14 protein-coding genes are annotated in these 12,444 nt (G+C 55.7%); 4 read left to right on the top strand and 10 right to left on the bottom strand.

From position 1 onward, the window contains the following. Nucleotides 1-182: 182 nt before the first annotated feature. Complete coding sequence (locus AC0KVN_RS04215) at nucleotides 183-1,502, bottom strand: tail sheath stabilizer and completion protein (RefSeq protein WP_483655884.1); 1,320 nt, start codon at nucleotides 1,500-1,502, stop codon at nucleotides 183-185. An 84-nt stretch (nucleotides 1,503-1,586) separates the two neighbouring features. On the opposite strand from AC0KVN_RS04215, the gene AC0KVN_RS04210 reads away from it, so the two are divergent. Further along, nucleotides 1,587-2,207, top strand: a complete 621-nt coding sequence (locus AC0KVN_RS04210) for a glycoside hydrolase family 19 protein (RefSeq protein ID WP_483655883.1) — start codon at nucleotides 1,587-1,589, stop codon at nucleotides 2,205-2,207. On the opposite strand, the gene AC0KVN_RS04205 is transcribed toward AC0KVN_RS04210, so the two are convergent. The 9 genes from AC0KVN_RS04205 to AC0KVN_RS04165 form a co-directional block, all read right to left on the bottom strand. Continuing rightward, complete coding sequence (locus AC0KVN_RS04205) at nucleotides 2,197-2,955, bottom strand: NUMOD3 domain-containing DNA-binding protein (protein ID WP_483655882.1); 759 nt, start codon at nucleotides 2,953-2,955, stop codon at nucleotides 2,197-2,199. The two genes, AC0KVN_RS04210 and AC0KVN_RS04205, sit on opposite strands and share 11 nt — an antisense overlap. A 69-nt stretch (nucleotides 2,956-3,024) precedes the next feature. Further along, entirely contained in the window at nucleotides 3,025-3,600 is a 576-nt protein-coding gene (locus AC0KVN_RS04200) for a hypothetical protein (RefSeq protein WP_483655881.1), read from the bottom strand. Nucleotides 3,601-3,906: 306 nt separating this feature from the next. Then, nucleotides 3,907-4,539, bottom strand: coding sequence for a TerD family protein (locus tag AC0KVN_RS04195; protein ID WP_483655880.1), 633 nt, complete (start codon nucleotides 4,537-4,539; stop codon nucleotides 3,907-3,909). A gap of 48 nt (nucleotides 4,540-4,587) precedes the next feature. Beyond that, the gene (locus AC0KVN_RS04190) at nucleotides 4,588-5,184 is read right to left on the bottom strand and encodes a TerD family protein (protein ID WP_483655879.1); all 597 of its coding nucleotides are present in this window, start codon (nucleotides 5,182-5,184) and stop codon (nucleotides 4,588-4,590) included. Between the two features lie 71 nt (nucleotides 5,185-5,255). Next, a complete protein-coding gene (locus AC0KVN_RS04185) occupies nucleotides 5,256-6,311 on the bottom strand; it encodes a DUF475 domain-containing protein (protein ID WP_483655878.1) in 1,056 nt (351 codons plus the stop codon). Between the two features lie 78 nt (nucleotides 6,312-6,389). Beyond that, nucleotides 6,390-7,148, bottom strand: a complete 759-nt coding sequence (locus AC0KVN_RS04180; protein ID WP_483655877.1) for a VWA domain-containing protein — start codon at nucleotides 7,146-7,148, stop codon at nucleotides 6,390-6,392. 29 nt (nucleotides 7,149-7,177) lie between these two features. Continuing rightward, entirely contained in the window at nucleotides 7,178-8,290 is a 1,113-nt protein-coding gene (locus tag AC0KVN_RS04175) for a toxic anion resistance protein (RefSeq protein WP_483655876.1), read from the bottom strand. Nucleotides 8,291-8,415: 125 nt separating this feature from the next. Beyond that, the gene (locus tag AC0KVN_RS04170) at nucleotides 8,416-8,925 is read right to left on the bottom strand and encodes a hypothetical protein (RefSeq protein ID WP_483655875.1); all 510 of its coding nucleotides are present in this window, start codon (nucleotides 8,923-8,925) and stop codon (nucleotides 8,416-8,418) included. 41 nt (nucleotides 8,926-8,966) lie between these two features. Further along, nucleotides 8,967-10,157, bottom strand: coding sequence for a hypothetical protein (locus AC0KVN_RS04165; RefSeq protein ID WP_483655874.1), 1,191 nt, complete (start codon nucleotides 10,155-10,157; stop codon nucleotides 8,967-8,969). On the opposite strand from AC0KVN_RS04165, the gene AC0KVN_RS04160 reads away from it, so the two are divergent. From AC0KVN_RS04160 to AC0KVN_RS04150, 3 genes are all read left to right on the top strand, one after another. Then, nucleotides 10,120-11,310 (top strand): hypothetical protein, encoded by a 1,191-nt coding sequence (locus AC0KVN_RS04160; RefSeq protein WP_483655873.1) that lies wholly within the window; start codon nucleotides 10,120-10,122, stop codon nucleotides 11,308-11,310. The genes AC0KVN_RS04165 and AC0KVN_RS04160 overlap by 38 nt on opposite strands. Nucleotide 11,311: 1 nt before the next feature. Then, nucleotides 11,312-11,842, top strand: coding sequence for a hypothetical protein (locus tag AC0KVN_RS04155; protein ID WP_483655872.1), 531 nt, complete (start codon nucleotides 11,312-11,314; stop codon nucleotides 11,840-11,842). Between the two features lie 106 nt (nucleotides 11,843-11,948). Beyond that, the gene (locus AC0KVN_RS04150) at nucleotides 11,949-12,413 is read left to right on the top strand and encodes a hypothetical protein (protein ID WP_483655871.1); all 465 of its coding nucleotides are present in this window, start codon (nucleotides 11,949-11,951) and stop codon (nucleotides 12,411-12,413) included. The last annotated feature ends 31 nt before the right edge of the window (nucleotides 12,414-12,444 follow it).

The raw sequence follows: 12,444 nt of genomic DNA, 5'->3' as shown, positions 1-12,444 counted from the left end.
GGTGGCCAAAGATGAGATCGCGCCGAGGGCGATAAACGCCCATATTTTCTGGATATTTCGGCGATGGTAACTTTCTGTTAATTGGTGATTACGTGTTCGTCCCGACGGTGTTTTTGCCGTCGGAATGCATAATCCGCCACAAGAAATTTCGTTCCCGACGAATCGAAACGCCCCCAATAGAATCAGATGAAGAGTCTCCAATGACCGGGTCCATACTCGCCATCGATCGATTTCTCCCACTGTGAACCGGTCCAGCGAAGTTGAGTTCCAGATGACTGATTGAGCACATAAGCGCCCGTCGATCGGGCGGCCTCGAATACGACCGACCATGATCCATTGTTGAACTGGATGATGTCATTGCTTTTGGCGTTGAGTGCCCCCCATGCTGCGGTCGAACCTATGTCCTCATAGACGAGATAGCGCTGTCCATTTGCTGCATCGGGAAGGCCATTACCCGGCGACGTCGAAAGGGGCTTTACGATGCCGTTTATAGGGTCGATCGTATTTGACGGCAGGGTTTCCGGATCGATCTGCCAGATCAGCTTGTTCGGACTGTCACCCTGTTGGAGAACGCCGATGATGTCGTGCTTGTCATCGGAGAGGTCTTTACGAAGTCGCAGTTGCGTAATCGCAGGCTTCAGTTTTTCGTTATGGGCGGCGAAATAATCAACCCATGGATATACAGCCCCGTCGGGAGTGGTCTCGTTGCCTTTGTTGCTCAGGAGCGTGATGACGCCTCGCTGGATTGCAACGCGGTGGTCATTGTAGGTCACGACCTCGCGGAGGTAATCACCACCACCAAAACCGCTATCGTCGCCCATACTGACCGTGGTGTTGACCTGATGGATCAGCGTCTGGCGAGTTACCTTCGCCGGTGGGTTGAGCCAGAAGGGCATTTCAAACGTCAGTGTGGCGACGTCGATGTCATCGTCACTCCCGATATTGACCGAGCGCGAACTCCACGCGATGTCCGTCATCACCATCATGGTGAGGGCTGCCCAGTCGACGGCATGATCAGAATTCTGAATGTCGAACGGCGTCGACGTCACCACCAGAATTTGCTCAAGCAACTGATGCTTCTGCTCAAGGTTGGACGTCCAGATGTCGACCTGCACCGTCATGGTGAAAGGGCGGGGGATCATGCGCTCGATCGTATAGGTCTGGCCGCGCTCACCTGTGTATTTCCCATCGGCATCGACTGCGCGTTCCGCAACATGAAGCGAACTGACATGGATGGAACCATTGGCCTGAGACGCATTCTTGGCCAACCCGGTCTGCGCAACCGTGATCATGGGGACGGTCTGTATCGTGTTTTCACTTCCATTCCGGATCAGGTGGGCGACCATTCGATTTTGTGACGCCATTTTGCACGGCGCAATCAGTGTCTCGGGTTTGCCGTTGATCGTGCGGCCGGTGCGATACTGGAAACCGGAAAAAGCCTTCACGATCTGCGCGAGGAAGCGCTTCATCTGATTGTCGGCGAAGAAGTCGTAGGTCTGCATCTGCTATTTATCGAGACCGGCTGACAGGCGAATAATGGCAGCCTGAATAAGTAATCCCGAAGGATATTCGGGAGGATTATTCAGATGATTTTGACAGACGCCATTCTGGCGAAGGCATTTCCCAAGATGCCGAAGGAGCGCCGTGAGATGGTCGTAAAGGCGATCGCTCCAGCGGTGAAGAAGTATGAACTCAATACTGTGAACCGCTTGGCTGCATTCGTCGCGCAGACGGCGCATGAGAGCGCTCAGTTCAGCGCCAGCAGCGAAAACCTCAACTACAGCGCGAGCGGTTTGCTCAAGGTGTTTAAGAAATACTTCCCCACGCAGGCTCTTGCGGACAAATATGCGCGCAAGCCCGAGGCGATCGCAAATCGCGTCTACGCCAACCGCATGGGGAACGGTGACGAGGCCTCCGGCGATGGCTGGCGCTTCCGTGGTAAAGGTTGGCTCCAGATCACCGGCAAGAACAATGTGGCGGCATTCGCCAAGAGCCTCGGCATCACACTTGATGAAGCCATCGCCTACCTGTCTACGCCGGAAGGCGGATTCATGGGCGCTGGCTGGTTCTGGGAAGTGAACAAGCTCAACGCACTCGCCGATGGCGATCAGATAACCAATATCTCTCGCCGAATTAACGGAGGCGATAATGGCCTAAGTGAACGCAAAGAATATTATGTCGCTATGAAAAAAGCGCTCAAGGGCTGAATTTGCACTTTTCGAAATGCCATCGTTTAGCGTTTCTAATATCGGTGGTTTTTTCACAGTATGGGCACGAAATGTGCTCAACAGAAAGTGCATTGGTTCGAAGTTTTTGACGGGTGGTTTCAGTAACCACCCGTCCACGCATCTTTTCGAGCGCTTCGTTCGAATGAGTTTTGCCTTTAAACGGATTATTTTCTGACATCCGTTTTGAATGCTCGATCCTCTGCTTATTAGCCACAACTTCGCCCATTTTTTCTGCCCATGGGCGGGCCTGAGAAATGCTAATTTTTTCGCGTGTTTCGGAAGAGTGCGTCCTCCCGAAAAAATGATTATCTTCTCCTAAAAATTTTCGTCCGTAGAATGGGTTCTTATCTCCACTCATGGCTTCCGAGTGCTCTGGTCGTTTCTTTCCAAACATATGATGCTTATCGCCCGAATTGACGGCAAAATTTTTACCGGCAATTCCAGCATTTAACCAACGCTCATCTTCGAGAACGTTCATTCGTCGAAGGACACCATGCTCCCATTCGACGGCGTCATGACGATCTAGAAATGTTCTACGAATCTGGATGATATCGGGTTCACCAAACTCCAATCGGAACCGTTCTACGTTTTTGGAAGAGGTAAAGTAGCTAACCCAAAGATTGGCGGGATTGGCCGTCTTTGACGACGAGCCATATTCCACGCCATAATACCATTTATTATACGACGACCAACCAATGAGATATGTGTAAGGGATGTAATCAAGCATCCCATATTTATCATAATCCCGCTGACGGTGGAACTAATGGTTTGTCTGATGAAGCGCGCTCTGCGCTGATCAGCGTGCTTGTTCGGCGATCTGCCAGTTAGGGATCGTGATGGTCAATAGCTGGTCGATCGTCTGGATATAATTGGCACAGACGGTCTGAAGCTGCTCGATCGCGAGCATGGCCATGACGACCGTCTGCTGCCCCGCCACAAGGGTGGTGACACGATTGCTCGCCATATTGGCGTGAGAGACGTTTTCCATGGTCTCGACCACAACCTGCAAGGCCATGATGTCCATACGAAGGTCTTCCGCATCGGGCGCGATTTCGGCGTGGAGCGCGCTCAACTCGGGGATCATCCGGTTGAGTTCGTCACGGACCTGCTGAACCTTTGCCTGATAATATGCTGGCGGCTCAGGGCGCGTGAAACGATCGAGGAAGCCGGGCTTGCGGTTAGCCGCTTCACCGGTCCGCTCGATCCAGCCCGGCGCATCAATCGCCGACACCTTTGACGCCAGAGCAGCCTGCTTGGTCGTCACACCACGAAGCGCAACGAGGTTGCGTTCGCCCCAGTTGATATACTGGTCAGTAGGGGTGGCGAGGAGGTCATCGAACCGAGGCTTCAGCCGAAATTTGAAGCGCTCCATGGTGGCGTCAATGTCAAAAGCGCGAGCCAGCATACCGTCGACCTTACCGCCACTGCGCTGATTACCGACATTGAGTTCACGGGGAGGGCCATTACGGGACGGGGTTGCCGGGGTGGGAACCGTGATCCCCTTTGGCGTCCTACCACCCCCTGCGCTTGACGGAGACGGGGAAACCGGCGCAGGGGGTGTCTCGATCTGCAAGGGGCGCGGGGTGCGCCCGGTTGCGACCGGAGGGGACGATGGCGCGCTATCCGAATTGGAACCGCCGATGTTCAGAGGTTTAGGTGTGCGCGCCATGGTATTCCGTCACTGGTGGTCGTAGTAAATCTTGACGATATCGTCGATCTCGGTCTTTTCGAAGCCGACGCCTTGGCTATGCCATTGCCATTCGCCATTTTCGTCGCGATAGATATCGCCGAACTGGATGGCGGTGAAGCGGGAATAGTCGTCGGTCAGGTTGAACCGGAACAGTTCCTTGGTCGGGATGCCATCTTCGTCCATCTTGCATACGCGGATCATCGCGTTGCGGACCTGCCCGAAATTCTGCTTCTTACCGATCGCCTTGTAGATCGTGACGATGATCGACATGATCTCGACGTCAGGGTGAAGGCGATCGAGGTAGAAGCGAATCTGCTCGTTGTCGTCGTCACCCGAGGTTTCGCCGCCGGTGGTATCGTCGCCGGAATGGGCGATCGCGCCGTCGCTGCTGGTAAGCTGGTCGAAGTAGACGAAATGACCACGCGATACGAGCTTGGGGTTATTCTGCCGATTGTAGGCACAGGCGAACACGCTTGCGTCGCAGTCGAAGGTCACACCGTTAGCTACCTTGGGTTCATCCCAGCGCAGGCCGATGTAGAAATTGGTGTCGCCGTCACTGCCTTTGGTGAGGTTGAACTTCTCGCCCTTGGACAGGTTGAACGGAATATCATTGGAATTCATGTTGTTCCCCGGAGAAATAGAGGGCCGCCGGGGCGGCCCTCATAGTGGTTACAGATAGGCGGCGACGACCGTGTTGAGGTCGGCGTTCTCGAAACCCTGACCGACGGCGTTGAAGGCCCAGTCGCCGTCGTCGCGCTTGTAAATCTGGCCCGGCAGCATCGCGGTGTAGCGCGAATAGTCTTCCGACAGATTGAACGACATCAGTTCTTCGGTCGGCGTGCCCTGTGCGTCCATCTTGCAGACGCGAACCTTGCACTTCTTCACCTGCCCGAAATTCTGGCCCTTGCTGACAGCATTGTAGAGCGTGATGATGATGGGCAGTTCGACGATGTTCGCCGGGAGCTTGTCGAGGTAGAAGCGGATCACTTCGTCATCGCCATCACCCGCGCCGGTCAGGTTGTCACCCGAATGCACAACCGCGCCGTAGGAGTCAGTGAGGCGACCGAAATAGATCGCGTGGTTCTTGTCGACGAGCTTGGGGTCTTCGTTGCTGTCGAGGGCGCAGAGGAACACCGCGCTGTCGCAGTCCCACGTCGCGCTGCCTTCCTTCGGGGTGTCCCACTGGAGACCGACATAGAAAGCGGTGTCGCCGTCGCTGCCCTTGGTCAGGTTGAAGCGTTCGCCCTTGGTGAGATCGAGTGCCATGATGATAGCCTTTCTTCGTTGCAGATAGGTGGTTGGGGAGGGGAGCCCGGCCCCGAAGGGCCGGGATTTGATTATTCGGCCGGAGCGGGGGCCAGCGCGTCCCGCTTGTTAGCGAGGACGGAGTGACCCAGAGCGACAGCGAGGATCGCAGCGCCCAGCAGGCCGGTAACCCATTCCGGAAGATGCAGGCCGCAGGCCGATGCCAGCATGATCACCGCGAGCGAAATGATCGCATAGAAGGCACCATGTTCGAGGTAGCGATATTCACCCATGACACCGGCGTCGACCATGTGGATGGTGAACGAGCGGACGAAAAATGCACCGACACCCAGACCCAGAGCGATGATCGGCAGATAGTTGGACAGAGCGAACGCACCGATGACACCATCGAACGAGAAACTGGCGTCGAGAATTTCCAGATACAGGAAGCCCGCGATACCGGCCTTGATCACCGCACCAGCAGCATCGTCGCCCTCTTCTTCACCGCCAAGCAGCGTGCCGAGACCATGAGCGATGATGAACGCCACGATACCCCACAGACCAGCTTCGAAGAATGCGGCCTGCGATGCCGCCTCGACATGACCACGGGTCAGGAACAGGATGGCGATCGTGACGGCGGCCGAGATACCTTCGATCTGACCAAAGCGCGTCAGCTTGGTTTCAGCCCATTCGAGCCAGTAGACGTGCTTTTCCTCGAAGAAAAAGCCGAGGCCGACCATCATCAGGAACGCGGCACCGAAACCGGCGATCTGCGGATGGGCGGCAGTCAGAACAGCCGAATATTCGGCCGGGCGATTGAGCGCCATATCGATGACATGCAGCGGTCCCTGACCGGCGATGACCGACACGATGGCGATCGGGAACACGATGCGCATGCCGAATACGGCAATCCAGATGCCCCACGTCAGGAAGATGTTACGCCACTTGGCGTCCCAGTTCTGGAGAATGCGGGCATTGACGACGGCGTTGTCGAGCGAAAGGCTGGTTTCGAGAACCGCCAGAACAGCGACGATCAGAGCGCCGGAAATACCGCCGAAAAAGAACCCGGCCGCGACGGCGACGAAAAACGATGCGATCGAAACCGTGTAGTAACTCCACGGCGAACGCGTGGACGAAGTGGTAGACATATTGATGCCCCTCAAATTGAGCTATGAAATGGAGGGACCACCGCTAGGCGGTCCCGGTTCTGGTTGTCGATATTATTGTCAGCCGTTGGCGCGCGCGGGCTGCTCGAACCGCTTCACCCAGTCGACGAGTTCGTCGCAGATGATCTGGTCGTAGACTTCCTTGTCCGACATGCCGAAATCGCGCAGATAGACGTCGCCGACGTTGGGATACTTGTCGGCCAGCTTCTTGATGGTCGGGAAACCGGCGTCGCCGATGCCGACGAAATGCCAGTAGACATTGTACTTCTGCGCATCGCGCAGCACGCGGTCGATCTGGTCGGGGTCCTGACAGTCGCCATCGGTGAGGATCATCGACAGGACCGGCATGGTGTTGATCGGGCCTCCCGATGCGACCACCTTAGTCACGGCGGGCTTGCCGCCGAAGCCGAAGAAGCCCTTCTTGGCCGGTTCCACTTCGACGACTTCCGCGCCACCGAAATGATGGTCGATCACGGAGGAGCCGATTGGCGCATAGCGCGTGCTGCCGCGCGGCAGGATGCCGTGCTTCTTGACGAAGTTGGTGTGGTTGTCGACGGTCGCGACACCGACATATTCACAGCGATCGTCGAACTTGCGCACGTCGACGTCACCGTCGTCATCTACGGTCACGGCGACACCCATCACCTGATTGACCGACAACTGAAGGTTGTCGTTTTCGATGTGTCTCTTCATCGAATAGGAAACGTCGAGCGCGAGGTCGACGCGCAGGCTGGGGATCACGCGGACACCCTTATCCAGCATCAGGCCGGTCACGAGTTCCTTTTTCTTCGACAGGTCGAGGGTCAGATTTGCTGCCATCGGAAATGGTCCTTTCAAATGAACGTTGATTAAATGGTGGGGGCGCGGGCCAGCCGTTCGGCCAGTTCCTTGCTCTTGGCTTCGAGCACAGGGCGATTGCGTTCGTTCTCCGCCTTGGCTTCGATGCGGATGCGTTCGATCTCGTTGAGCGAATTGATGACCGCATCATATTGCGCCGTGACCGTGCTGTTATCGAACGTCGCCTTGTTCGCTTCCGTGTGGATGAGCGTGGTATTGCGGCCGAGCAGTTCAGCGTTCTTGAGCATGGCTTGGTTCGCCATCTCGCGATTGGTCTGGTGGAGCTTGATACCCGCTTCCTGCTCCTTGTTCATGATCCAGAGACTGAAGGTGGTGCGCAGCGTCGGGAGGGTGGTCTGCTGAAATTCGAGGAAGGTAGTCGACAGGCTCTTCGCGTTGGTCTTCATGATGCTGGTCTGGGCCACCATCGTTTCGGCAAGAGCGCGGGCGTTGCGCAGGTTCGCAACGCGTGTCCGGGCAGCAGCGATAACGCTATGCCAGTCCTGCACCTTCTGCGCCGACAGCGTATTGGTCGGATCGACAGGCGGAACATTCGCTTCCATCCATGCGATGCCTTCTTCGATGTATTCGATTTCCGGGCCGAGATCGATATGTTGCTGTTCGAGCGCCGCACGGATGGTATCGAGCGTGCGAACCTGACCGTCATAGAGCGCAATGCGACGGTTCATTTCGGCGACCAGACCGTCGATGGTCTTTTCTGCTGTTTCGAACTGCGTCCGCGCCTTTGCGACCGCCTTCTTCATGTTTTTGAAGAAGCCAAAGAAGCCCTTCGAAACATTGTCGGGATCATAGCCCTTCGATACGAGGGACGCGTTGGTCAGCAGGTCGCCGAGTTCATCGAGATCGCCGGTTTTGTTCGAGGACAGGATGGTCTTCGAAGCGGCAGCAATGCTGGCCTGTGCCCCGCTGCCACGCTTTTCGATTTCCTCGACCGTCAGCACGATCTGGCGACCCTGCGGCGCAGCGGGCACGATGCCGTTGGTCGCGGCCGGGGGCTGCGTCAGCGAATTGGTATCGAACTGGGTGGGGAAGGGCGAGCCCGACACGACGGTCGGCGCGGGAGGAGTTGCGCCCACAATGAGCGGCTTGGGTGTTCGAGCCATCAAATGTTCCTCTTCAAATCCTGAAGCCGTCACTAAATCATAAAAGGTGGTATGTCCACCCCCGACTTCAAAATAAAATCAAACGATCAAATCAAACTTCATCGGCGGCTATATCGGAGCCCGCCCTACGTGCCAAGGTAGGTCACGTAAGATTTTTGTCCGACACCGTCAGAGCGCGACGTAAACCAGACTTCGTCGGCGCGTTCAATATGTTTTCCATCTGCGTCGATGAAGTGTTCATTTTGGTAGGGATTATAGGAAATCCGCTCCCCCTGAGGATCAAAGGGACGGTCCCACGAAACGAGCGTCCCGATGATACCCGCATGGACATTTTTCGCGCCGCGCGCGCGAACTGACTTCCAACCATGACCGCTGGTCTCATTACCAGCCCGAACATCAAAGACGCAGTCGGTCAGGTGAACGTGCGGGCTATGATGGAATACCCGGCCGGGCATTAAAGTGGAGAAACCATCGATCTGGGCGCGGACGGCCGATCGAAGCGAATATACGACAGGATGGCGTTTGTCGGCAGGGAGGTGATTGATGTTCAGGTTGCGATAAAGAAAGACGCGCATTCCCTCGAAGATAGGGTAGCGCTTATCATTTCGGGCACCGTTGAAATTACTCTGTTCCATCCCCTCTCGGTTAGGAAAGAGGGGATGGAATTTTCAATATTTCAGAAGTCAGCTTCCGGTCTGTAGGCCACGGCTTTACTCAATGCGACCTTTTCATCAATTTCCGAACCGTCATCGAGCTTGGTCTTGTTCGTATTATTGATGAAGTCCATCAGGAGATTGTTTGCTGCCTGCCACTGTGACGTGCGATGATCGACCTCTGACATGATCCACCTGCTGCTCTGATACTGGAAAAGGGTGACCGGCTTGTAATCGGTCCGGAGGTAATAATCGCCTTCGTTTGCACCTGTCGGGAACACCGTGCCGCTGCCCACCGGGACAGCGCCGTTGGGAGGCACGCCGTCACCGGCAAACACCCAAGGCGCGTTGGTTTCCGTGCCGGGCACATAATGGAACTGGCGGGTTTCGAAATATCGCGCCTTCACCTGCTCGGACGCCTGCTCCACAACCGCTTCATTGATCCCGCGATCCTTCAGTTCCGTCGACATGATGTCGCGGAGCAGATTGCCCGTGCCAAGGCCGAACGGGTCATTGGCCTGCTTGTCCAGAATATCGGAATATTCCTGTGCTCCGGTCATGGGGATCATTTTGACGCGCCATATATGAGGCAACCATGTGGCGGAGTATCCAGCGGCCGATCGGCTTGCGTCCTGCACGACATAGAAACGGTTGATCGGCTTGGCATCGGGGTCAGTGAGCGTATCGTCGCGCAGGTGAGGAAGCTCGATGACGTCCCCGGCCATGATTTTGCGCCCCAGCATGGCGATCATATCATTGAGGTGGAATTCGATGAAGATCGTATCGCTGCCGAGGAAGATGCCGAAGCTGCGCAGATCGAAATCGATATCCTGAATGTTATAGGTGCCGCGCATTTCATAGACATCGGTGCTGTATTTGCGGTCACGATTTTCGAGGAAGACGACGTCCTGAATCTTCGTAACATCAAGTTCCTCGCCGTCATCGACTCCAAGATATTTGTGCAGGAGCACGCCTGTCCCGGACATCCGCATAAAATTGCTGATGTGTCGATCGATGAATTTGTAATTTGCGCCCTTGCGCCCGTTGTTCCAGAGACTGATCGCCACGTCGTTACCTCGAATGTTCGACCTATTTAGGGCGGTAACGCCATTCTTCATTTTCTGCTTGCTTACATCATAAAAAGTGGTAAAAGGGTCGCAACAGGAGTGAACGACCATGCTGACGACCGACTTTCCCCAGATCGTTTCTGCCATCGAAGCACACGCTGGTCGTGCCGCTCCCACTCGCATGAAGCAGTTTGAGGAAGCGGTTTCTGCGCTCAGCGCCGGTCTGGCTGCGGGCGAAATCGCCAACCCGGTGTTCGTCGCGGCCAAGGGTGATGTGGATCGCATGTTCGAACTGGCCTTCGACGCTACCATCCAGAATGAGTTGCGGACGCTGACGGCATCGATGCGCGACGAAGCTGATTTCAATTACAAGTCGGAGCCGTTCGCCACCCTGAACGATTTCTACTACAATGGTCGCCCCACCGCGCATCTCGCTGCTGGCAAGCTCAAGAAGGCGTCGGCTTTCGCCGTCAAGCACAATCTGCCGGTGGTGCACAACTACATCGCGTTTCTGAACGAAATCATGCCGCTCGCGCTGGCGATCGAGACGCTGAAGGGCAAGACCGTGAAGCGCCGCGTGCTCAGCGCCGACGAACGTGAACAGGAACGCTATGCTCCGCCGGTGTCGACCAGCACGGCAGTCGCGCAGGTGAAGGCCATTCTTGAAGGCGTCGTCAATGACAGCTTCGAAGGCCTCAAGGCCCGCATTTTCAACGACGGCATGGCGCTCCTCGATCGCTTCCTCGCGAAGAAGCAGGGCATCATGGACGGCACCATCGAGCGCGTGCCTTTCCATGGTCGTGTCAGCAAAAATGCCTATTCGCCGGAGGAATATGCCACGATCCCCGGCATGCGGACCGACGGCGCACTGGCTGCTCGCCTGCACAATCTGGTCGAACGCGACAGTTTCCGCACTGACGCCCAGTATGTGCGTCGCGAGGATGCAGTCGCCCGCATGGAAGCCAAGGCTCTGCATGATGCGACCCTCATTCGCGATGCCTATGTGACCAAGAACCTGAAGAAGCTGGTCTCGATCCTCGAAGCCAAGGGCGACGATCTGTTCGAAGCGGTCAAGCCGCTGTCTATCCAGAATCTGGGCTATCTGACCGGCTCGATGCTCATCACCTTCAAGGATGGTTCGAGCTTCGAAACCAACAATTATGTCACCTTCGTGACCAACAGCTACGGCACCAGCTTCAATCGGTTTCCGCTGACCTTCCACAACGTGGTCATGCCCGACGGTTCGAAGATGAAGGGGCCGAGCGAAAAGGCCATGAACACCACCTTCGTGGGGAAGTGAGATGGTAAAGCACGCCAACCTGAAGAAAATGCCGCCGAAGGTCCGGGAGCTTGACCGGTTATTGCGCACGCACAGTGGCGAGCTATGGCACCCCTATTATGATCCCAAACGAGGACCGAAGCTCGATATTTACGATGCGACCTTCCTGCTTCGATTGATCGGGGTAACATTGAACGCGGGGGATTTCTCTGACGTTCCGGCCATGGTCGATCTCATCCCGCTCTTTGACCAGTTGCTGGAGAATCCGCGCTACGCCGGGCATCAAAAGCATATGGTCAATTTCAAGAACGCGGTGGAGCGCCAGCGCTGGGAAAAGGCATTCCTGCATATCGCGCGGGTGCTCAAAATCGTCCACCCAGTTGCGGCTGATCAGGTTTTCGAGGATAACCAGCGTGTGGCCATCATCCGCACCGAACATGGCTGGTATGACGGCAGTCTGTCAGGTCGGGTCGTCCCCGGCAGCGGAGGCTATCAAGTCGAGGACGACGATGGCAATGTGCATGACATCATGCATCTGCGCGACATTCACTAAGGACCTGACATGCGCCAACGCGCCTATGATCTGGCGCAGCATATTTAAATTGAGGTCGACCGGGTCGGTTTGATATCTTGGGTGAAACTTTGGATCACTCAATTTAATGGCAAAGCGTTTCGGTCGAAATCAGAAAAGACAGCTTCAAGAACAGCAAGCGCGACTTGCGCAACAAATCGATCAGCAGAATGCGGAGAACAGCGCGAAGCTGGAAGAGTTGCAGCAACAAAGTGCTGAATGGGAAAGGCAGTTCCGTTCCCAACGCTGGGCAAATGATGCGCGTAAGCGAAACCAAGTCCTGATAGAATTATCTCTGGAACGTCAACCCATCAACCAAGAACTGGGGGTTCGCCTCTCTGCAATAGCGGGCGATTACAACAAGGAACGAGTGATCTCGTATAGTCGGATTGATCCCCCTTATGTCATGTCGCGTGACGAGGAAGCGTCCTTCGTTTGTGCAGTAGGTGAGATGGTTGCCCGTCAGTTGTTTGAGGAAATGCGCAACAAATGGAATATCGGTTATGGCGTTCAGGAGAACCCATATGAGCGTGGATATCGCCCCAAGTGGTGACGAACGGGGAAGTCGATCTTCGGCCTAAATA

The organism is Sphingobium sp. SG1, from assembly GCF_057063145.1.
The sequence above is the reverse complement of the archived record's forward strand: the minus strand, read 5'-3'. Positions and strand labels throughout refer to the sequence as shown.